This window comes from Acutalibacter sp. 1XD8-33 (assembly GCF_003612555.1).
GTDB lineage: Bacteria > Bacillota > Clostridia > Oscillospirales > Acutalibacteraceae > Acutalibacter.
Map to the genome: position 1 here is coordinate 203,985 of NZ_RAZF01000002.1, position 22,207 is coordinate 226,191.

The 22,207-nt window shown below is 55.6% G+C and carries 19 protein-coding genes; 6 read left to right on the forward strand and 13 right to left on the reverse strand.

Features of this window, described 5'->3' with window-relative positions; all coding sequences use genetic code 11:
- The first annotated feature begins 305 nt into the window (after positions 1-305).
- The 5 genes from D7X94_RS02900 to D7X94_RS02920 all read left to right on the forward strand — a co-directional run bounded on the left by D7X94_RS02900 (position 306) and on the right by D7X94_RS02920 (position 5,902).
- Positions 306-1,130 (forward strand): Nif3-like dinuclear metal center hexameric protein, encoded by an 825-nt coding sequence (locus D7X94_RS02900; protein WP_120426196.1) that lies wholly within the window; start codon positions 306-308, stop codon positions 1,128-1,130.
- 3 nt (positions 1,131-1,133) lie between these two features.
- Positions 1,134-1,547, forward strand: a complete 414-nt coding sequence (locus tag D7X94_RS02905) for an MmcQ/YjbR family DNA-binding protein (RefSeq protein WP_120426197.1) — start codon at positions 1,134-1,136, stop codon at positions 1,545-1,547.
- Positions 1,544-2,887 carry an MATE family efflux transporter gene (locus D7X94_RS02910; protein WP_120426198.1) on the forward strand — a complete coding sequence of 448 codons (1,344 nt, stop codon included), beginning with the start codon at positions 1,544-1,546 and terminating at the stop codon, positions 2,885-2,887. The genes D7X94_RS02905 and D7X94_RS02910 overlap by 4 nt, the downstream gene beginning before the upstream one ends.
- A gap of 476 nt (positions 2,888-3,363) precedes the next feature.
- The gene (locus D7X94_RS02915) at positions 3,364-3,879 is read left to right on the forward strand and encodes a hypothetical protein (RefSeq protein ID WP_120426199.1); all 516 of its coding nucleotides are present in this window, start codon (positions 3,364-3,366) and stop codon (positions 3,877-3,879) included.
- 424 nt (positions 3,880-4,303) lie between these two features.
- Positions 4,304-5,902 (forward strand): xylulokinase, encoded by a 1,599-nt coding sequence (locus tag D7X94_RS02920; RefSeq protein WP_120426200.1) that lies wholly within the window; start codon positions 4,304-4,306, stop codon positions 5,900-5,902.
- 421 nt (positions 5,903-6,323) lie between these two features.
- Here D7X94_RS02920 and D7X94_RS18845 read toward each other — a convergent pair whose 3' ends face one another.
- Positions 6,324-6,539 (reverse strand): hypothetical protein, encoded by a 216-nt coding sequence (locus tag D7X94_RS18845; protein WP_207667175.1) that lies wholly within the window; start codon positions 6,537-6,539, stop codon positions 6,324-6,326.
- Between the two features lie 126 nt (positions 6,540-6,665).
- On the opposite strand from D7X94_RS18845, the gene D7X94_RS02930 reads away from it, so the two are divergent.
- Positions 6,666-6,920: a sporulation transcriptional regulator SpoIIID gene (locus D7X94_RS02930; RefSeq protein ID WP_120426201.1), complete on the forward strand. Its 255-nt coding sequence runs from the start codon at positions 6,666-6,668 to the stop codon at positions 6,918-6,920.
- Between the two features lie 72 nt (positions 6,921-6,992).
- Here D7X94_RS02930 and D7X94_RS02935 read toward each other — a convergent pair whose 3' ends face one another.
- The 12 genes from D7X94_RS02935 to D7X94_RS02990 form a co-directional block, all read right to left on the reverse strand.
- Entirely contained in the window at positions 6,993-7,466 is a 474-nt protein-coding gene (locus D7X94_RS02935) for an S-layer homology domain-containing protein (RefSeq protein WP_158590868.1), read from the reverse strand.
- Positions 7,417-8,421, reverse strand: a complete 1,005-nt coding sequence (locus D7X94_RS02940) for a leucine-rich repeat domain-containing protein (RefSeq protein ID WP_120426203.1) — start codon at positions 8,419-8,421, stop codon at positions 7,417-7,419. Before D7X94_RS02940 ends, D7X94_RS02935 begins: the two co-directional genes overlap by 50 nt.
- Before the next feature lie 401 nt (positions 8,422-8,822).
- Positions 8,823-9,737: an AEC family transporter gene (locus D7X94_RS02945; RefSeq protein ID WP_158590869.1), complete on the reverse strand. Its 915-nt coding sequence runs from the start codon at positions 9,735-9,737 to the stop codon at positions 8,823-8,825.
- 17 nt (positions 9,738-9,754) lie between these two features.
- Positions 9,755-11,320 (reverse strand): lipopolysaccharide biosynthesis protein, encoded by a 1,566-nt coding sequence (locus tag D7X94_RS02950; RefSeq protein ID WP_120426205.1) that lies wholly within the window; start codon positions 11,318-11,320, stop codon positions 9,755-9,757.
- 17 nt (positions 11,321-11,337) lie between these two features.
- Positions 11,338-12,657 (reverse strand): DUF4832 domain-containing protein, encoded by a 1,320-nt coding sequence (locus D7X94_RS02955; protein WP_158590870.1) that lies wholly within the window; start codon positions 12,655-12,657, stop codon positions 11,338-11,340.
- Positions 12,658-12,757: 100 nt separating this feature from the next.
- Positions 12,758-15,031: a hypothetical protein gene (locus D7X94_RS02960; protein ID WP_120426207.1), complete on the reverse strand. Its 2,274-nt coding sequence runs from the start codon at positions 15,029-15,031 to the stop codon at positions 12,758-12,760.
- A gap of 15 nt (positions 15,032-15,046) precedes the next feature.
- Positions 15,047-15,820, reverse strand: coding sequence for a glycosyltransferase family 2 protein (locus D7X94_RS02965; protein WP_120426208.1), 774 nt, complete (start codon positions 15,818-15,820; stop codon positions 15,047-15,049).
- A gap of 14 nt (positions 15,821-15,834) precedes the next feature.
- The gene (locus D7X94_RS02970) at positions 15,835-17,034 is read right to left on the reverse strand and encodes a glycosyltransferase (protein ID WP_120426209.1); all 1,200 of its coding nucleotides are present in this window, start codon (positions 17,032-17,034) and stop codon (positions 15,835-15,837) included.
- On the reverse strand, positions 17,009-17,446 hold the full coding sequence (locus D7X94_RS02975; RefSeq protein WP_158590871.1) for a DUF2304 family protein: 438 nt from the start codon (positions 17,444-17,446) through the stop codon (positions 17,009-17,011). The genes D7X94_RS02970 and D7X94_RS02975 overlap by 26 nt, the downstream gene beginning before the upstream one ends.
- Before the next feature lie 21 nt (positions 17,447-17,467).
- Positions 17,468-18,916, reverse strand: coding sequence for an exopolysaccharide Pel transporter PelG (gene pelG, locus D7X94_RS02980; RefSeq protein ID WP_120426211.1), 1,449 nt, complete (start codon positions 18,914-18,916; stop codon positions 17,468-17,470).
- Positions 18,917-20,374, reverse strand: a complete 1,458-nt coding sequence (pelF, locus tag D7X94_RS02985) for a GT4 family glycosyltransferase PelF (protein ID WP_120426212.1) — start codon at positions 20,372-20,374, stop codon at positions 18,917-18,919.
- A 14-nt stretch (positions 20,375-20,388) separates the two neighbouring features.
- Complete coding sequence (locus D7X94_RS02990; RefSeq protein ID WP_120426213.1) at positions 20,389-22,197, reverse strand: DUF2194 domain-containing protein; 1,809 nt, start codon at positions 22,195-22,197, stop codon at positions 20,389-20,391.
- Positions 22,198-22,207 lie beyond the last annotated feature (10 nt).

Consider the following 22,207-nt stretch of genomic DNA (forward strand, 5'->3'; position numbering starts at 1 on the left):
AACTTTTTTCTCTTGCAAAAAGTTTCCTCTTGGCGCTACGCGCCAATTCACCTTCAAAAAATGCGCTTCTCAGGAGTTAAGGTCAAGAGAAAAGAACTTGAGGGCGTTGCCCTCAAACTCCCACGAGCTTTTGAAAAAGCTCGTGCAAAACTTTCACGTTGGCCAGCTGAGCGCGACAAAACCGACTAGGGTAAAAGTTTCGTCCACCTTTTCAAAGGTGGTGGGGGTGGAGGGGGCAAAGCCCCTCCCCGCCGGAGGCCATCACATACGCCCCAAGAACTTATTATACGAAAGGAGCAGAAAAAATGACAATCAGAGAAATCGTGGAAAAAATGGAGGCCCATCACGCCCCGCTGGAGGCCGGGCGGCGCACCTGCGACGGCATCATCACCGGCGACCCGGACAAGGCCTGCACCGGCGTGGCCCTCACCTGCTGCCCCACCGCAGCGGTGATCCAGAAGGCGGCGGACCAGGGCTGCAACTTCATCATCTGCCACGAGCCCACCTTCTTTGGCGGCTGGGACGAGACCGACTGGCTTCAGGAGAACCAGGTCTATCTGGCCAAAAAGGAGCTGCTGGACCGCACGGGCATGGTCATCTACCGCAACCACGACCACCTCCACGGCGACACCCCGGACGGCATCTTCACCGGCCTCACCCGGCTACTGGGCTGGGAGGAATACGCCATGGCCCCGGGCTACATGCCGGGAGCCTGCTTCCAGCTGCCCGAGACCACCGTGGGGGCTGTCGCCCGGCATCTGGCCCAGGTGATGCACATCGACGGAATGCGCATCGTGGGCGACCCGGACATGAAAATCTCACGGGCCGGGTTCACCTTCCACTTCCTGGGCGGCGACATGGACAAGGCCTCCCTGGATTTCATCGAGAAAAACGACATGCAGGTGATCATCCCCGGCGAGACGGTGGACTGGACCATCGTGGAGTACGTCCAGGACGCCATCGCCCTGGGGAAGAAGCGCGCCCTGCTGGTCCCCGGCCACTTCAACTGGGAGGAGCCCGGCATGGAGTACATGGCCGGGTGGCTGCCGGATGTGATCGGGACCGAGGTTCCGGTAACCTTTATCCAGTCCGGCAACCAGTACCGCTGGCTGGATTTCCAGGGGAAGTAAGGCGTGGGCGCACCGGGGAAATCCCAGCGGGAGCGGGTGGCGGACTACGCCCTGGAGGTCTACGGCACAGAGCCGGAGTATCTGTGGGAGAACGACCCCTCCGGGGTGTTCCGGCACCCGGCCAGCAAAAAATGGTACAGCATCGTCATGAACGTCTCCCGGGAGCGGCTGGGCCTGGAGGGCCCTGGGTCCGTGGAGATCCTGAACGTGAAATGCGGCCCCCTTCTGGCCGGGTCCCTGCTGGAGCAGAAGGGATTTCTGCCCGCCTACCACATGAGCAAGGGGAACTGGGTCTCCGTCCTGCTGGACGGCACCCTGGAGGACGGGGAGATCTTCCCCCTGCTGGATCTGAGCTATGAGAACGTGTCGCCCAAGGCAAGGCGGCGGTCGAAGAAGGAGGATGCTGAAGAGAGATGAGCGGAGGAGAAAGAGACTTTTCCAAGGGCTCCGTCAAGAGGCAGATCATCGCCCAGGCGGTGCCCCTGACCGTGGCCCAAGTGGTCCAGCTGCTCTATAATGTGGTGGACCGGATCTACATCGGCCACCTGGAGGGGATCGGGGACGTGGCGCTGACGGGCCTGGGGGTCACCTTCCCGGTGATCGTGCTCATCGCCGCGTTCACCAGCCTGTTCGGCAGCGGGGGCACGGCGCTGTTCTCCATCGCCAGGGGACGGCGGGACGAGGAGGAGGCCGAAAGGATTCTCGGGAACGTGTTCGCCCTGCTGCTCCTCTCCTCCGGGATTCTCTTTGTCCTGTGCTACCTGTTCCGGCGGCCGGTTCTGCTCCTCTTCGGGGCCAGTCCGGTCTCGGTGGAGTACGCGGACCAGTACCTGCGGATTTACCTGTTCGGCACGGCCTTCTCCATGCTGGCTACAGGCCTGAACGGCTACATCAACGCCCAGGGCTTCCCGAAAACCGGGATGCTCACCACCATCCTGGGCGCGGCGGTGAACATCGTGCTGGACCCGGTGTTCATCTTCGCCTTCGGGATGGGAGTGCGGGGCGCGGCCCTGGCCACGGTGCTCAGCCAGGGCATCTCCGCCGTCTGGGTGCTGCGGTTCCTCACGGGGAAAAAGGCCATCCTGCGGATCCGGCCGGGGAAGGTACGCATCAGCCTCAGACGGACCAGGGCCATCGCGGCCATCGGCCTGCCCGGCTTTGTGATGCAGGGCACCAACAGTCTGGTTCAAATCGTGTGCAACAACCAGCTCCAGGCCTTTGGGGGCGACCTGTACGTGGGGATCATGACGGTGCTGGGCTCGGTGCGGGAGATCCTCTCCCTGCCGGTGATGGGCGTGAGCAACGGGTCCCAGCCGGTGCTGGGCTTCAACTATGGGGCCCGGGAGAACCAGCGGGTCAAGGAGGGAATCCGGTTCACCTCGGTGCTGGGGGTGCTCTACACCCTCTGCGCCTGGATTGTGGTGATGCTGGTCCCCCGGCAGATGATGGGGATTTTCTCCAGCGACCCGGCCGTAGTGGAAAAGGGCGCTGAGATGCTGAACATCTACTTCTTCGGCTTTGTGTTCATGGCCTTCCAGTTTGTGGGCCAGACCGCTTTTCAGGGGCTGGGCAAGGCGAAGCAGGCAATCTTCTTCTCCCTGTTCCGCAAGGCCGTCATCGTGGTGCCCCTCACCCTTCTGCTGCCCGGCCTGGGCTTCGGCGTGCGGGGGGTGTTCCTGGCGGAGCCCATCTCCAACGCCATCGGTGGGCTGGCCTGCTTCCTCACCATGTGGCAGGTGATCTACCGGAAACTCTAAGCTGGTGACATCCGCCGAAGTTTAATTTGCACAAGGAGTATAATATGCCAGATTTTCTGTATAAACATTATTCTGCTCATCTTTTGTTCTATACGGGAATTGCGGTGGAGACTTCCGGCGGAAGGGAGACGGTTCAGAGGTTGAGGAGTGTCCAAACCGTGCGTTTTAGGACGATATTTTGGAGTCTCGCCTGCCGGCTCGGTCGGCTCAGAACAGTCTCCACCGGAGACTTTCCCTCTCCGGCGGTTTAGAGTTGCTCCAAATCAAAGATTTGGTCAACTCTTGGGCTCAAGAGTTCGTTAGACTTCATCTTACGAACTCTGCCCCTAAAAAACCCGTAACCTTTGAAAGGGTCGACGAGACTTTTACTGTTCGCCTATTGGAAGTTTTCCATTAACGCTTGGCTCTGGGCAGTCCCAGAGTTTGCAGCCCGGCGCCACTATTTCAAAAGGAAGGAGCTCGCTTGGGAAAAAGTTTTGACGGTTCTGGCGGCTATTCTGCTGGTGTCCCTTCTCGCGCTGTCCGCTTCGGCGGCGACTACCGAGAACGCGGAGGCAATCGCGGAAGCAAAGGAAGGGCAGGAGGAGATGCGTCAGGACTACCTGAAGGCCGGGTGGACGGACATCACCAACGAGCTCCAGGCAGAGGCCCAGGCGGAGGAAATCGACCCGGAAACCTGGGAGCTCGCCAATCGGGACTTGGAGGCGGCAGCCACCGAGGGGAAAAGGGCGGCCATTCTGGCCGCCCGCAATGAGATCACCTATAGCTATAGCTGGTCAATCGACGAGGTCTCCAGCTATGTTCTGGACCCGGAAGAGCAGGAGTTTGGGTTTGTGCCCTCTTTCTCAGAGCTTTTCCTAGAGGATTGGGACGTCCCCTGCCAACCAATCACAGAGGAAGAGAGAAAAGCTCTGGAAGAAGAAATGGCAAAAACCATGCTGGCAGTGTCGGAAGAATTTGCCGCACAGGCCAAAGACATCGTAACGGTATGATAGGATTTATGCCGGTTAGAAAAAAGCCCGAGCAAAACTTTTCCCTTGGTCAACTTTTGCGCACTCAACCAGTCAGGTTAAAAGTTTTTGAGACTTACCGAAGGTAATGTCTTAAACTTCTTTTCAAAAAGTTTGCTCCACTCCAGGGTGAAACCCCAGACCCCTGGTCAGCTTAAGACCTGCTGGGCCGGTCAGAATTGTCCAGGGAAAAAGTTTCATCCACCTTTTCAAAGGTGGTAGGGTTCTCAGGGGGCGACAATCGCCACTGGCGATTGTCGCCGACCGAGGCAGCAGCCGGGATTCAACGCCCCTGAGTCGCCGGAGGCCAAAACATACTCCCCAAAAGAATACTTTATTGAGAGATCGCGTGCGTAGCCGCTTGTCTCTCAGAAAGTATAGAATCTTTGAAAAGAGGTATCATCTTATGGAGAAACAGCAAGTCATTTCAGCGGTCCAATCCGGCGAAACCGCTTTAGGCATAGAACTGGGTTCCACCCGTATCAAGGCCGTGCTCATCGGTCCCAACCACCAGCCCATTGCCACGGGAGCCCATGACTGGGAAAACCGCCTGGAAAACGGTCTATGGACCTATCGCCTGGAGGACGTCTGGAAGGGAATTCAGCACGCCTACCGGCAGCTCGCTGAAACCCTGGCCGACAGCTATGGCGCCTCTCTCGAACGGCTGGGAGCCTTGGGCGTATCCGCCATGATGCACGGCTATCTTCCTTTTGACGCGGAAGGCCGACAGCTGTGCGAATTCCGTACCTGGCGCAATACCGTTACCGAAGAGGAGTCTGCCCTGCTTACCGAACAGTTCCAGTTTAATATCCCCCAGCGGTGGAGCATTGCCCATCTTTACCGGGCCATCCGGAAAAAGGAGGCTCATGTGCCCCGTCTGGCTTTCTTGACCACCCTGGCCGGATATGTCCACTGGATGCTTACCGGCCGCAAGGTAGTGGGCGTGGGCGAAGCTGCGGGCATGTTCCCGGTGGACAGCGCCAGCGGGACCTTCCATGAGGGCATGATCCGGCAATTCGATGAAATCCTGGCCTCGGAGAGCCTCCCCTGGCGTCTGGAGGACGTGCTGCCCCAGGTACTCCCCGCCGGGGCCCAAGCCGGAACCCTCACCTCTGAGGGGGCAAGGCTATTGGATCCCACAGGAACACTGAAGCCCGGTGTGCCCCTCTGCCCTCCTGAGGGAGACGCCGGAACCGGTATGACCGCCACCAATAGTGTGGCTCCCCGCACCGGAAACGTGTCTGCCGGCACTTCGATTTTTGCCATGGTGGTGCTGGAACGGCCTCTTTCCCGGGTCTATCCAGAGCTGGACATGGTAGCTACCCCCACCGGCCGTCCCGTAGCCATGGTCCATTGCAACACCTGCACCTCGGACCTGGACGCCTGGGTTCAGCTCTTTGCCCAGGTGTTGGAGCAGGCGGGACACGTCCTGCCCAAATCCCGGCTCTACGACATGCTCTATCATCAGGCCCTTTCTGGCGCGGCAGATTGCGGGGGCGTAGTCAGCTATAACTGTTATTCCGGCGAACCGGTCATCGGCCTCTCAGAAGGCCGGCCTCTGCTCACCCGCCAGCCGGAGGCACCTATGTCCCTGGGAAATTTCATGCGCGCCCAGCTCTATGCGGCCATGGCTCCGCTGAAAATGGGCATGGACCTTCTTCTGGACCAGGAAAAGGCGGCGCTGGATCGCCTGTATGGCCACGGCGGACTGTTCAAAACCCCAAACGTGGGCCAGCGGCTCATGGCTGGGGCCCTGAACGTGCCCGTTTCCGTGATGGAAACTGCCGGAGAGGGCGGGCCCTGGGGTATGGCAATCCTGGCCTTGTACAGCGTCCGGGGGCAGGGCAGCACTCTGGAGGACTACCTTGCGCGGGAAGTTTTCGCCCAGGCAAAGGGCTCCTGCGTCCAGCCGCTTCCTGAAGATTCCGCCGGGTTCCAGCAATTTCTGGCACGATACAAGGCAGGCTTGCCTATTGAACGGTTAGCCGCTGCCACCCAGATTTAATTTACCCTTTTTGAACCTGGTTGTCAAGGTGTTTGAAGCAATGGTTAAGATAGGAAGGCCGGTACACACTGTATTGGCCTTCTCTCCCATTTAAGGGGTAATTCTATACTCCAATACATAACTAAGCAGTTTTGTGGGGCAGCGCCTCGTTCACTGTGAACATTGGATCCAAACACATATGCCGCAGAGAGTATGCCTTTTGAGATCAAAATATAGCAATTCAAGATAAAATCCCAATTGTAGGAGCACTTCCGAAGGTGCTTTCTCACTCCCCCTATCCCAGAGACATAAGCCCCTCTCCTCCGGCCCTGGCTTTCCGGCAGGCTGTTCAGCGCGTTCCACAGACGGCAGAACCTCGTCCTGGGGGTCCCAGGAGTAAAAGTCGCGCAAGTTGATAATCGTCATGGTAGCATTCCATGGATTAGCCCTGCTGGCTGATCAGGTTATAATGATTTTTCATCTCATATGGTGCCAAGAATATAACTAAATTGGGTTTGGAGAAATCTTCTGCCAGACTGATGCCATCTGGTACACAGCGATTTGTTGCTTTGGGGGATTTAAGAAGTTTTCCCATTCCCACTAAAGAAGAGCCGTCTCTACTCTCCCCGACGCCGGTGAGGAACCGAACCGCTGCCAAGGGCTCTCCGCACAACGCGACAGAAAACCCGCTGGAGGTACTGGTTATGTTCTGGCCTCTCCAAACCTGCCGCATACTCCCCCACTGCGCCGCATACATATAGAACACCGAAAGAAGGTGCCCTATATGTCAAACAATGTGATCGACGACCGCGCAACCAAGTTAGGGGAATATATTGTGGAAAACAAGGCCACCGTCCGCTGCGCCGCCAAACAGTTTGGGGTAAGCAAGAGTACGGTACATAAGGATGTGTCGCAGCGTTTGAAGTATATCGACCGGGGTCTATACCGCGACGTAAAGAATGTCCTGGCCGTAAACAAGGCCCAGCGGCACATCCGCGGGGGTATGGCAACCAAAAAGAAGTATGAATCCCTAAAATGAAGCAGTGCCCGCCGCCGGAATCTCCGGGGCGGGCCTGATTTTTATTCTGTGGGCGGAGGCAGGGCCGGACGGCTAGCATCTCCCGTCTGTAACCGGTGGAGAATGGTGGCCGTCTGGGCCCGTATGGCCATTTAGCCTGCCACTGGAGCCCGTGATCAGCCCGACATCCGTCGCCCACTGCAAGGGCACTTGGGCATAGGCGTCCACCTGACTCTTATCCGGGAACTCGTCCAGAGACCGGCCCCGGTCCACGTCATAATTCTTGTAGTCCGCGTAGCGGTAGAAGATCGCGGCGAATTCCTGCCGGCTGATCTCCCGGTTGGGCTGGAAGCTACCGTCGGCGTAGCCCCGGACAATGCCATTTTCCGCCGCCCACTGTACCTGGGACGCGAACCGGCTTCCGGCTTTCACGTCTGTGAAGGAGGGGCTCTCCTGGGGCGCGGGCTTTCCCTCCAGGCGGTGGAGGATCGTCACCAGCTCTGCCCGAGTGGTGGCCTTATTGGGCAGAAAGCGGTCCCCCACGCCCTCCATCAGACCGTTCTCCACGGCATACCGTACCTCCCCGGCAAACCACATCCATAAAGCCGCCCACCGGAGCCGGCGTGGCGGTGGGCACCGGCGTGGGAGCCGGGATAGACGAGGGTGTCGCCGTGGGGCCGGGGGTAGGCGTGGGCATGGTGGCGTTGAAGTGGATGTTCGACATCTTCAGGACATCCCTCTCATAAACGAAATTGATCTTCTCCCAGTCCTCCTTTGAGCCTGTGTAGTACACATTTTCCAGAGGAAGGCCTGCGTTAAAGGCCGAAACCTCCATGCGCGCCACAGTATCCGGGATGATGATGCTGGAAAATCTCTCCGGCTTGTCCACCGCCATGTGCCATATTTTTGTCACGCCATAGGGAATCACCAGATCTCCCGTCTGGGCAAGGGGAGAAAAGACCAGCTCCTTCTTGTCCTTGGTGAGGACCAGATTGCCCACGTCCGTAAACTTGCTGTTCTCGGGGTCAATCGAGATCGTAGCCCGGTTTCCACAGGTGTTGAAGGGGAATTTTGTCTCCACAATGCTATAGCTCTTGGGCAGAGTGACTTTCACAATTTTCTCGCACTGGTCAAAAGCGCTGAGGGAAACCCTTGTGATCCCTTCCGGAACCGCGTACTCGCTGCCCTTCCCGCAGGGATAGGCCAGAAGAGCCTTTTTGTCCTTTGTACACAGGACCCCGTCAATATCGCAATAGCTGCCGTTCTCCGGGTCCACATGGATGCTCCTGAGGTCGGTGCAGGCCGCGAAGGGGGCGAAGTCCAGGGATTTCACCCCGACCGGTATGGTCACCTCGGTAAGCCCCGTGCAGCCCTCGAACACGCTGGCCCCTATGACGGTCAGGCTTTCCGGCCGGGTAACGCCGGTGATCTTCCGGCACCACCGGAAAGCGTCCTCAAAGATAGTCTCCACGCCCTCGGGGATGACCACATCCTTGTCCGTGCCCTTGGAGGCGGTGAGCACGCCGTTCTCGATGACGAAATCCCCCCGCTTCCCGCCGCCGCGCCCATGGGGAAGGCCAGTACCAGCAGGCAGAGAGCCAATAGAGCCGCTAACAGTCTTTTTTCATTTCTTTCCCTCCAATTCTTTTTCCTAATTTTGGAGTGTCCAAAGCCCATGTTTTTAGGACGATATTTTGGAGTCTCGCCTACCGGGTCGGGTCGGAACAGTCTCCACCGGAGACTTTCCCCCTCCGGCGGGGAGGGGCTTTGCCCCCTCCACCCCCACCACTTTTGAAAAAGTGGACAAAACTTTTTCAGTTCCTTTGCGATACTCTTTCTCTTAACCTCCTGGACTTGGACTCTCCCCATTCTTTCCGCATCTGTTTTTATGAGAGCATCCCCCTTTATCCGTGCAAAACTGTATCAGAATACCAGCCCGGCCACGGCCACCGCCACAGGCAGGGTCAGAATAGAGAGCACCGTGCTCAGAGCAACGGTCTGGCAGGCGTAGGGGTAGTCCTGGTTATACAGCTGGGCATAGACCGCCACGTTGGCCCCCACAGGAGCCGCAGCCGCCACCAGAATCACAAACTTTACCGTGGCCTCCACGGGCAGAAAGATCAGGGGCAGCAGGGTCAGGGCGGGAATTAACAGCAGCCGCACCCCGCTGAGGGCATAGAGCCTAGGGGAGAGGAAGGTTCTCCGCAGCTCCGTCTGGGCCAGGTAGATGCCCAAAACGATCATGGCTACCGGAGAATTCAAACCCGCTACGCCGCTGACAGCTCCCCGGGCAAAGCTGGGCAGTCGGCTTCCCAGCCCGGTTAGGAACAGCAGCAGCCCGATCCCCGTGCCGATGGCGATGGGATTGAGCAGCAGGGCCTTGGGGCTCATCCCCACCTTCTCGCCCCGGAGCAGGCCTGCGCCATAGGTCCACTGCATCAGGTTCAGCAGCACCACGAAACCCACCAGAAGGAATACCGCCTCGTCTCCGAACCCCGCCCGTACCAGGGGGATCCCCATAAAGCCGCAGTTGGAGAAGGAGGCGGCGAAATTGTCAATGGGCCTTTTGGGATAGATCAGCCGGGAAACCAGGATGGAGACTGCCAGCGCCCCCGCGGCCAGGAGGGCGCTGATTCCCAGCTGGGACAGCTTGTCTATAGAGAAGGGCACACAGAAGCTGTCCACAATTACAGTGGGAATCACCAGCCAGACCAGCACATTGGCCAAGGATTTGCTGCCCTCTTTCGTAATTTTCCCCGTCTTGAACAGGGCAAATCCCAAAAACATGTAGATTGCCATGGTCAGGGTCTGCCGGAATACAATGAGTGCCGGTTCCATTCTAGAAAACTCCTTTTCTACTGTTTCTTCTCTCTTTTTATAAACAGGGACAACACCCATCTTGCGGTTTTGAATTCCTCCCGCCAGAAATGGGCCGCCAAAAGCAATCCGTTCCCTACCCCTCCGCAGATCAGGAGCCGCAGCGCCAGCGTTTCTATCAGCCCGCCGGTTATCTGTCCGCAAAGAATGTCTATGATCCACCAGACGCCAGACAAAACCACAAAATACCCGGCGCATGTTCGGAAAAAGGAGCCTACCGGCCTTTTCAGGCAATGGCGGAACAGCAGGCAAGGCTCTATCCACAGGGGCACCAGCAGAGTACTGACCAGTGTACCGGCAAACACGCCCAGCATCCCCCAGTATTGCACCAGAATCAGAGACGCGATCAGGTTCACCAGGGCTTCTCCCAGGGCCTTATACCGGTCGATCCAGAACATTCCCATGGAGTTCCAGACGGTCAGTCCCGGGCCCCGGATTCCGATAAGGAAGAAATTCAGGCACAAAACCAAAAGCACCGGCCTGTCCAGCACATATTGTGGGCCGAAGCTCAGCTCCACAAAGGTGGGCAGGAGCTCATACAGGCAGATTGCCGAAAAGCCATAAAGCCATTGAGAGATAAAGAAGGCTGTGCGGAAAACCGCGTAGAGCGCCTCGGAGTCCTCCGTGGCCGCCAGATTCCCTACGCTGGCGGTAATTCCGTTAAAGGCTTTGGCAATTATCTGCCGCACCGAGCCAATGATGAGGTTGTTGTTGGAGTATGCCCCCACGCTGGAAATCCCTACAAAGGAGGAGATCAGCAGGCTGTCCGTATTCTTTGTGGTGACCTCCCCAACCTTGTGCAGAGCCATGGCCTTGACATCCCGGACAATTTTGGCCTTTTCCTCTTCAGGCAGCCTTTTTGTGGATTTCTCCCGCAGATAGGGATACATTCTCTCTGCCTGCCGGGTAATACAGAGACTGCACAAGACGCTGCTCACCATCCCCAAAGTCAGATACGCGATGAAATCTCCCGTGGTCACGAGAACCGCGATTTGAAGGCTGATGGTTACAACCTGAAACACCGTGCGGTAGATGATGGGAATATATTCCTTCTGGTGAGCCACGATTAGACTGTGTTTATAGGTAAGCAGATAGGAGCTGGCTGAATTACAGAGATACAGAAGATAGATGAGATAGAGATGCTCCACATCTGAGATATTCCCTGTGAAGTTCTGCAAAAAGGGCAGCAGCGCCAGCCCAAAGACCAGAATGCAGGCAGCGATCCCCTGATACAACCGTTTCCGCACCCGCAGCAGCACCTGTTGCATGGAAATATCCCCCTGGGCCACAGGGCGGTACATGTCGTAATTCATAATCATCCCGATTCCCATTTCAGACAGGGAGAGAATGCCCAGAATATCCCCAAACAGCCCGTTGATCCCTACATAGCTCTCGCTGAGGGTACGAGTGAATACCATCCGCCCAATATAGCCCATCAGAATGGAAACAGCCTGGGCAACCATGCCCACCGTGGCGTTAATCGCTGAATATTCCGCTCTGGTCTTTTGCTGCGGAGGAGCCTGTCCGTTCTTTTGGCTTTTCATTCCGCCAGCCTTCCCCCTTACTCTTCATAGGCTTTCGGTCCGTACTTTATCTCTACGCTGCCCAACCGGTAGCCATAGTTTCCCAGATCCTGGGTATTTGCCAACTGGATGGGTGTTTCTGAAGATGGATCCATGAGGGACAGATAGATCGTGTAATTTCCTCTGGGCAGGTCCTCTAGGGGAATCTCCAGCTGGGCCGTGGATTTCCCGGCGGCATGGCCCCCTGTCAGCGCCCGCAAATTGCAGTCCAGCGGGTAAGACTTTCCATATCTGGCGGCTTCATCCCAAAAGGTCACGGTGGCCCTAGGCTCTGCATAGATGGGGGCAAACCCCACATTCTGGAAGCTCACCGATAGGGATACCCAATTTTGAAAGGCTTTCTTTCCCGCACTCACGTTCTGAATCAACAGCCGGCACCCCAAATGGCGCTGGATGTAGTTGAGCCCGTCCATCCCCTGAAAACAGCCTTTCTCCGCCACTGTTGCTCTGGCCCATTTATCCAGCACTTCCTGGTCATAATCCTGATTCAAATAGCTGACATGCATGGTTGCCAAATCCTTGACGGCATTCTCAAAGTCATTGTAGGGGTTCTCCACCACAACTTCTCCCCCGTTGGGAACACTGGCGCAGATTTCCTCCTGGAATGCCAGCTCCTGGGACCGCCGGCGGCGCTCCTCGCCCTGTTCTTCCAGGTCATAGGTACCAAGGTCGTTCTCACTGCCCAGTATGCCGTCGTTAAACAGGCCGAGCCTGGCCGCCAAAGCCTGGTCCTCTCCTCGAAGGGTCACCACCCGCCACTGAGCTGGCGTGCGCACGGCAAGATAAGTGGACTCGTCTGTTATGCTGGCAAGTTTCTGGGCCAGGGCCCGCAAGTCCTCGTCCGAATCATACTTCGTACCGTGCATTTCGCCCCAGTTCCCCACGAAAAGGCCCTGCATAGTGAAGATACAGTCTTTATATCCCTGCAGGATTTCCTCCAGCTGCTCCATATGCTTCAGAATGATCTCCAGGTTCCGGGGCTCATGAATCAGGCTCTTCCCCTCCAGGTCGTAGAGAAAGCGCACAATCAGCCGCTTTTCTCCCCCTTTCAGGGCCCGAAACAGCGCTTCGATATTCTTCAGCCCCGCCTGGGAAATCTCGCCCTCCCGGTAATTCTGCAGATTGATTTCCACAAGGGCAATCGTGGTGTCCGGATCATTCTGATACAGGCCCTCCACCTGAGCCCAGTAGTCTTCTTCCCCATCGCTGATGGTAAAGCCATAGATCTTATAAAAGCCCTGATTGGGATTGCTTAGCTGCCTTGCAGATTCCCGGAAGGTTTCCGTGGTGATATTCACTTTTGACAATTCCATCCACACCCCACAGGCAAAGAGAAATATCATTAACCCAGCCAGCAACATCGCATATGTTCCGGCGCGTCTAGGCCTTCTATACCGTCTACTCATAGTCAATCGCCAAATTGTAGGGAGAATGGGGCTCCTGCTGGAAATAGTAGCAGACAAAAACCTCGTCCTCATAATATATTTTCATCTCGCTGGGGTAGAGCTCCGAGAACCGCTGGCACCAGTAGTAAGCCTTGGACTCGATGATAGTGCGGGTGTCAAGGTCTTTGTACAGGCTAAATAAGTTGGCTCTTTTGGGAATCGCTTTTTGGGCTGCTTCCTGAGAAATCACAGCCAATCCTCCCTCTTTCCATATGGTAACATCTCCTTCGCTTTCCTGAGCCAGCCACGCCGGTCCCTGAAATGTATGCCAGTTTGAATACCGCAGCGGCTTCTTCTCCACGAAAATGAAAATGTGCTCTGAGGGTAACGTGTACCGCTCTTCCCTTACTCCCTCCACAAATTTCTGCAACTCCTCATGCCACCCATATCCACTCACCTGCCAGATATCATCCGTAGGCGCTACTATTGTGTAAGCTTTTCGCTCATACTGATTGATGATAGATGTTAGTGTTTCCACTTCGGTAGGATATCTGCTGGGAAAATAGTAGAGAAAGAAATGATAATTTCCGGTTCCTACCACAATCGCCATAATGGCTCCCATACATAGGTAAGATACTGCCTGCTGGATTTCATCCTCACAAAACGTTGAGGCAAGGGTTAGCATGATGTCAAGGGGAATCACAATGACTGCGGCAGAAAGCATCTCTTCTGTCACACAAAGCCTGACAGAATCTACCAGTTCCATCAATCCAATGCTTTTTGCCGCCTGGGCCAGCAGGCAAAGCATTGCAGCGGAAAGCATAGGGAGGTAGCCCTGAATAGAGACAGTTCCAATCCTTGTTTCCTCAATCCGGCCTCTGCACCAGGCCGGAAGTCGGGGCAGAATCAGCCATGTCAGCAGGCAGAACGCCAAGACCGCCGCACAGGTTTTGAAGAACACCTCTCCAACTTTTGCTCCATATAGTCCGGTATATCTAAAATAGACATTCTGCATTTTTGCCCAGCATTTCTGCAAAACATCTTTTGCGGTTTCCAGAATTCCCGGCTGCTCCTCGATTTCCCCTTCCTGGGGAGGTGTTTCGGCCTCTTCCCCTTTCATCACATTCAGCGCCCAGCCAATAGAGCCTTGAAAAGGAACTCCCGATGCCAAGGCCCCCAGCATGGGCGCCGTAGCGAGAAATAGACCACAGAGTACCGCACCGGCCAGCGGGAAAAATTTCTCTCTGGAAAAGATCTTTTTTAGATAGAAGATTCCAATGCCCAGGCACAGATAGAAAGCCATAATAGTAGCATAGAAGTGGGCGGTAATTGTCTGGGCCAAAGCCATGATGAAAAGGAAAAGCTCTGGATTCACAAACCGCCGGGGAATCGTCCCCTCTTCTCTTGGGTCGTAAGAACATTTCACGTATTTCATTACAAAGAGAGGGCATAGGAACAGGCCTGTCATCCCAAATTCTTGGGGCAAGGTCCATTGCAGACGGGAAACCCCTGCCATTGCATCGCCTACCGGTGTCTTTATAATAAGAAAGAGGAGAAGCGCAAAAATAGGCGAATACTTCCAGCGGAACAGTTCCCGGAACAGGGCATAGGCCGCCAGCAAAATCGCTCCTGTATGGATGCTTCCAAAGAACAGCATGATGCTGTGGATGGGGGTTCCAAACAACATATTCTGGCAATAGATAAAGCAATGCATGGCCTCTGGATATATGCCGTCAACAAAGGGCTTTCCCTCTATCAGCCCGTTGACCCATGAGTGGTGGACGTACATATCACTGGTGCCATATCCGGGGCTGTGAAAAGCTCCCCAGGAAAAATAGAGCATGGCATACAGAAGCAGCGCCCCCAAAGCCAGATACTCCAAAAGATGAGGGCGAGCCTCTGTCCACAGCCGCTTCAGTCCATTCCTTGCCCAGCGGCCAACCCGAACAACCAGGGGCCTTATGCCTCCGGCAACCATCCAGTCGTGGAAGGAAAGCACTTTGCGTCCGCTGAGCTTGCTCCTCCGGTAGAGCACGGCCGCTAGAATGCCGTAGAAAAAGGCGCAGACCGTCCACCGGTTCAAAATGTGAATCAGCCCAAAGCCCAGAACCACCGTGTTCACCAGCACCGGCTGCGCCACCGCGCAGAAGCTGAACCGGTAAATTTTTGACTTTCCCCTCAAATGCCCGGCAAACACCACCATCGGCCACAGAAACATGAGAAAGAAATAGCCGAACAGCACCTGCATGTATTCAGAAACCCAGTATGGAGTATTGACAATATCCAAGCCCGTCCCTCTTTCCTATATCTTCAATGTTTCCGCCTTTTTAGAACCCATTTTCAGCAGTTTGATCCGGAAAACCACAGCCAATATGCTGAACAGCATCCGTATCATATACCAGACCGGTTTGAGCCCGGAATGGATGCTCTTTCCCGCCGTTCTGGGGTGCATCACCGCCGGAACCTCCATGACTTGAAAGTCCAGCAGAACCATCTGCAAAAGCATGTTGGCGTCCGGATACCGGATATCGAAATTATCATACTCCGCATAGCAGGAAAAGGCCCGGCGGCTCAGCCCCTGCAAGCCTGTGGTAGGATCGGAAATGATATATCCCGTCATCAGACGGATCACGAAACGGAACAAGCGGTGAGCTCCCCGTTTTGCCAGAGAAAGGGGAAAGCTCTGGCTGCCCTTCAGATATCTTGTGCCCAGAACAATATCCGGACAGATTCCCAGATTGTCCCGGCGTCGCAGGGCCTGATAGATCACCGGGACATTACAGGCGTCGTGCTGCCCGTCCCCGTCCATCTGGATCACGTACCGGTAGCCCCCCCGCACCGCGTATTTATAGCCCACCTGTATCGCGCCCCCATACCCCAGCCGAAACACATTTGTCACCATTCTATAGTGGCGAAGATTCACGATCTCCGGCGTGGCGTCCTCAGAAGCATCGTTGATAATCAGCACGTCCCCCAGAAAAAGGGCCCCGCTGCGCTCTAGCTGATCCAAGACGCCCGGCAGATTCTCCGCCTCATTGCAGGCCGGTATGATAATTAAAAGTTCCTTGTTCTCCATGGCACAGTGCTCTCCTATTCCAACAATTCCAATAATTTGCCCAGATCCTCCGCAGGCACTTTTTTTGCCCGGGCCCCATCGCCCAATGCCCGCCGTCTGCCTTCGTCTCCCAGCAGCTCTTCGATTACTCCCGCCAGAGCCTCCGCTTCCAAGGGACAGAGCAGTCCATCTACTCCAGGCGTAATCTGCTGGCGGTTGCCATTGCAGTCGGAAGCGACTACCGGCCGTCCCAGCGTCTGAGCCTCTTGTATGGCGATACTCCGTCCCTCAAACCGGGTGGCATGAACATACACATCCGTCTGGGCGTAATAGGGGTAGGGATTTTCCACCGCGCCCAAAAGCCGGAAGTCATTTTCCAATCCCAGCACCTTGATTTGTCTCTCCAAAGTCCCCCGCAGCTCTCCTTCTCCCAGCACATACCATCTTGCGGAAACGCTTCGGTCCTTCAGCAGCTTCATGGCATCTATACCCACATCAATAGCTTTTTGGTAAGTGAGCCGTCCCACCGTAAGCAGCCGAAAGCCGGGATAATCATCTGAAAAGCCCCCGGGCTCTTGTGCCCTCAACCGGATCTCCTCCTGATCCACGATGTTATGGATCACACCGGTCTTTTCCGCATATTCCGGATATACCTTCAAAAAATGAGTCTGGGCCTCCTCTGAAACGGCAAAGATCCGGTCAAATTTTTCCCAGCAGTTCTCATCCATCTCTCTGGTATATCCAGCGTTCTCATAGTCAATATGGATAAAGGCCGCCTTTTTCTTGGCGCGGACATGCTCTGCCACATAGTAGGCCGAGCCCCCCTCAATCCAGGCCACCGCCAAGTCGTAGGTTTCTGAAAACCGCTCCGCTCCGCCAGCTACAGTCCGCCACAGGAGTTTATCTGTCTGCACTCTGCCTTTTTTTACCATCCTGACAAAGTTTTCCCCTATGTAGGCCAACTTTCCTAAGCATCCGCCGTTTCGAAAAAAGCCCCTGGCTACCGCGCCCGCCATGGCCCGCCGTCCGGCGCCGTTAAGCACCGAACCGCTGCTGAGCTCCCGGTTCAGCACCTGCACATGGCCGGGGATCTTTTCCGCCAGCTCTCCCCGGCCCAGCAGCACGTAAAGGCTTAGCTGGTACTCCCGGCTGTCCAACCGCGCCAGAAGCCCCAACAAAGCCTTTTCCGCTCCGCCTATTCCCAGGGTGTTAATGACAAGCAATATCTTTTTCATCGTCCAGATCCAGCCCTTCCTCCCTGTTTTTCTTGGCACTGGCCAGACCGGACTCCTCTTCTCTCTCCTCTAGTTTTGCTAAAATCCTCCGGTTCTCTTCCAATAGCAGCGACACCTGCATGGCGAGCTCCTGATTCTGGGTGAGCAGCTGGGAGATCAGCAGACAGATTTGGAAGGCCCCCCATAGGCAGGCCGCCCCTACCCCAAACAAGGCCAGCCCCGTCCAGCCGGAAATCCGGTTGATCCAGGCGGAAAGGGCCGGAACCAGCCCCACCACCACCATCACCAGGCCCAACAGACACCAGACCACCGCCAGATCAGAGGTCATTTTCTTTATCGAATGGAACCAGAAGCTGGACAGCATAATCGCGATGCCCATAAAAATGATTCCATATTTTATGATATCTGCCATTCCCATATTCCACCTCCGCCGTCAGTCGCTGAGCGCCTTTTCGTATACCTTGCTGGAGGGTTGGAGTCCTTTTCCGTGCTCAATCAAGTTGCCTTTGCAGAACACCTGGGAATCCAGATGCCGTTCCACCCAGCGCAGCCGTCCATAACCAATACACCACCCTACAAAGGAACCCGCTACGACCCCCAGGCCATACCAGATCTCCGGCAAGTGGGTAGACAGAATGCTTCCCAAAAAGGTTACCACGCAGAAGCTCACTGCCGTGAGCACAGCGCCCCGCATGTCGTTAAAATAGTAAAGGAACAGAATCCCCGCATACATCAAAAACAGGATGAAATAGCCCGCCGCCAGGCAGGGATAAATGCGCATCACCATGCCCGCAAAGCCATACCGAGGCAGGATCACCACAAACCCCAGATAGACTACCACGGAGATGATAAACTGAATCCGGGCCAAGTCCAGCAGCTCTCCCGCGATCTCCCGGAACATCTTTCGTTTGGCGCTTTGAATGTCCGCCAATTTGCCGCCGATTACGGCCTCGGAGTAGGCCTTATACTTTTCATGGAAATGCATCTCTATCCGGGCGATAAAAATCACCGTGGCGGAAATATTGGTGAACATGGCAAGACAGGTGGCCATGTCGTAGGGCTGGTTGCAGACGAAAGAATCGGCTACTACCATGCGCATGTCCGTGGTCCAGAACACGAAATTGTGAATGTACAGCCCCAGGATATAGAAAAAGTTGATGGCAACCAAATGCCAATACTTTTTAAAGTAGCGGAGCACCGGCCAGAAGCGATTGCTGTTCTTGGCAAAATACCGCCGGATAGAACCGTATTCCAGCACCGCGATCAGAAAAAAACCGATTGTCAGGGAAAAGAGCATACTCTCCGTAATTCCCCATCCCGCCCGGAACCGCAGCAGCAGAGCCAGGCCAAAGGTGACTCCCATGCCCACCAGGAAGAACAGGGAAATTCTGCCGTAGTCCTTGCAGATGGAAAGATAGATCATGGAATAGAACACCATCACCAGAGAGACATATCCGCAAAAGCCCGTAAACACATAGGCCACGCCCACCCCGCCCACAAAGTGCTCCCACAGGCAGAAGGGAATGCCCAGCAGACAGCTGAGGGACAAGTTCATCACAAGGCCCAGATAGTAGCAGGGCAGAATGTCCTGGTAGCGCTCTTCAAAGATGGCGTCCTGCATATACTTGGAGAGTACCGCGTTAAAGGGCGCGGCAGACAGCAGCGCAAAAATGAAGGTATACAGCACAGTGCAGGAGAAGAGCTCCCGGGCATAGTATCCCAATGTATCAAAGCCCAGCAGCCACTCCATCAACAGAATGACGCCAATTACCAGCACCATAGGCGCTACCGTGATGCAGGATCCATAGACAAAGCCCACCAGGCTGGCGGCGATGGACTGCTTCTCAAAAATTCGGTTTAATCTGACGCCAATGCCCGCCATTTACTCCACCCCCTCTTGGTTGTTCTCTAAAGCCTCCCCGCTCTCTGGGGAGGCGCCGCTTTCGGCAAAGCTGTTGTAAATGCTCTGATAGGTGTCGCGCATCTGCTCGATCCTGTAACGGGCCATGACGCGCTGGTAACCGTTTTCCCCCATTCGCTTCCGTTCTTCCGGATGATGGGCAAGGTACACGATGGCCTGGGAAATCTCTTCCAAATTCATAATATGCGTGATAAGCCCCGCCTGGCCAAATTCATCCTCTTCTCCCATGACAAGCCCCCGGCAGTTTCCCACATCTGTGGCAATAACCGGCCTGTGGGCGGCAAAGCTCTCTAAAATCGTCAGGGGCTGTCCCTCGCTGATGCTGGTGAGAATCGTCATATCCATCCGCCCCAGATATTCCTTTACATTGATCCGGCCGGTAAACTCCACGTCTTTCAGGCCCAGATCCTCCACCGCCTCAAAGCACTCTCGGGCGTAATCCTCGTCCGCGTCCCAGGGGCCCATCACCCACAGCTTTAAGGCGGGCTCCCTCTCTTTTGCAAAGGCAAACGCCTGGATCAGGGTTTTCACATCTTTGATGGGCGTTATCCGCAGAACTGCCCCCAGGTTGATGAAGTTCTGATCCTCCTGGCTTTTTCCCGGCAAATCCTGAAAGTCCTCCACATGGATCCCGTTGGGCGTCACCATGGTTTTGCGCTCGGGACAGTCCAGCTCCAGCTGGAGCTCTCTGGCATGTTCATACAGGCTGGTCACCAGGTCCGCCCGGTTATAAGCCAGCCGGGACATTTTCCGAAATTGGTTGATCCAGATATTTTTGTAGATTCCCTGGACCCATTTGGCCTTTACCAGTTCCTCCTCCCGCTCCCGAGTGTAGATGCCATGTTCCGAAATCATCAGCCTGGTGCCATAGAGATGCTTTGCCATACTGCCCAGGACCCCCGCGTAGCCGGTACACAGACAATGGTACAGGTCGGCTTTTGGCAGCCGCATCTTCAGGGTATGAAACAGTGGGAGATAGATAGACCGCATCATCCACAGAAAGTCAGAAAACACCATCTGGCTGTAGTTCAGCCGGTAGCACTCGGCCACCGCGTGGTAAAAGTCCTCCCCCATGAGCAGACCGTTCAGAGAGCAGGAGCCCTCTTGAAAATAGTTAAACAGCGTTTCCCAGTCCACCTGCTGGTCCAAAAGCAGGCTGCGCAGAGCGTTGTATTCCACCCGGCTCATCCGTTTGCGCCGCCTGCTTCCCCAGTCCACATCATTTAAGTAGAGCTCATGGACCTCCGTAACATTGTCCGGCAGGGTATACACGAATTTCCCCCGCAGGGAGCGGTCCGCCACAATGGCCACTACCACAAATTCCTGTTTGGGAAAAGAGCTGATCAGGCTGTGCACCCAACTGGACACGCCGCCCACCACATAGGGGTAGCAGCCCTCCACTATCATACAAATCCGCATCCTGCCGCCCTCCTTTAGTCCAAATACGCTCCGCTGATCCTGAACGTGACCTCTTTTTCCTGTGCCTCAATCAGGTACACCCCGTCCTCTATCCGCCGGCAGCTGCCTCCGACCGCATCTCCGGCAGAGCCATGATTGACCCGCAGGATAAACCAGGTTGGGCCCTCTCCGGTATGCTTCAAGGTAACTGTTTCCCCCTGGCGGCTGTGAGCGTAGTCCAGTGTTAGAAAATTTCTAATTCTGCCATCGCTTTCCGACAAGGTTGTGCCAGAAAAAGCCGGAAAAAGCTCCTTAAGCCGGGGAACATTTGAGGAAAAGCCAGCAGACAGTTTTTCCCAGGTATCCTCCTGGCTTTCGGGATAGGCCAGCCGGGCCATATCCACCAGCACATTATTATATGCCAGGGCCGTCTCCACGCTGCGCACCCGGAAATCTCCCCGATAAGTATGGTTCAATCCGTCCGCCACAGCCTGCTGCCGGGTAACTGTTTCCGTCTGGTAGCCGATCAGTTCGCTCTCCCCTTCCCAGGGAGTCACTACCGTGCGCACAGAATCCAGTTCCATCCAGCCCAGCGCCGCCGCAATCTGGGCGGCCTCCAGCCCTCCAACATAAAAAGAAGTGAACTGGTACTTCAACTCGTTCTCCCTCATAAAACTAAAATCCTGGGTCAGCTTATCCGCTATGTCCGTCTGAGATACGGAAAATCCGGAAAGCCCCGCCTCGGCATCCAGCTCGTTGAGGGACTTCATATAAAAGATGAATTGCACCCGGTCCGGCAGATTGGCATCGTTATAGTCCAGTTGAGGCGCCATCATACAGGTAAGCCCCAGATTGCTCTGGCGGAAAACCGTGGTAAGGGCCGGCCACAAAATGTCCCGGAATACCCCCCGCATGGATTGGCTGTAATACTCCACCATCTGCCCGCTGTTTTCCAGGGCCAGCGCGGGATAATTGGCCAGCACCAGATTCTGAGCGTTCACCACCGGGTAAATCGTATATGTACTCATTTCAGCCGCCATGGCCGACAAAATGCCCAGCCCGGTGGAATCCTCCATATAATCGCCGTTTACAGCGAACACATAGGCTCCGCCCAGGCTTTTCCGCCAGATCACAGCCGGATGGTCCTCCACTTCCGCCTTCTCTGAGGGGATCCCCTTCATATAGGTTTTCGTGCCGGAGGCCAGCACATACCAAGGCATTTCCAGCTCCATATCCTGGCGTTTTTCGTTCTCTTCCTCGTCCTTTCCCTGATAGATCATCTCGCCGCCCAGAAGGAATCCCTTATAAAGATGAATTCCTTTCACCTTTGTACCCTCCTGGCGCACCTCTTGAATGCCCAGAAGGTCCATCAGCTCCCGATTGCTTTGAATTACCTCGGGTTCCGGCAGGCTGGCAAACACCAGGGACGTTCCTTCCGCAGTATAGGTCTTCAGCGTCTGACAAAGGCCGCTGCCGCTCCAATCCAGAGCGGCGGCATCAAGAACTATCATCTCTCTGGGCGTTTCTCCCAGAGAGATGAGCTCCAGCCTGGAGCTGGCAACAAAGCTCCGCTTGGTATAGGCAGCCCAGCTGCGCACCATCCGGCCGACAGCGCTGGCCTCATCCCCCACATAGGCCACTTGAGGGCGGGCGGTTTTCCAAAGGCCGTCTCCCCCGTCCAGGGTATAGGCGGCGCTTTTTGCCGCAAGGCTGTTTACATCCACAGCGCTTTGATTTTCTTCATAGTCATTCCACTGTTCCAAAGCCACGTTGGAAAACTGGAACAGGAAAAACACCACCAGCATAATTGCCGCAATGGATAAAAAGTTCCGGCGCGATACCATTGTGTCCCTC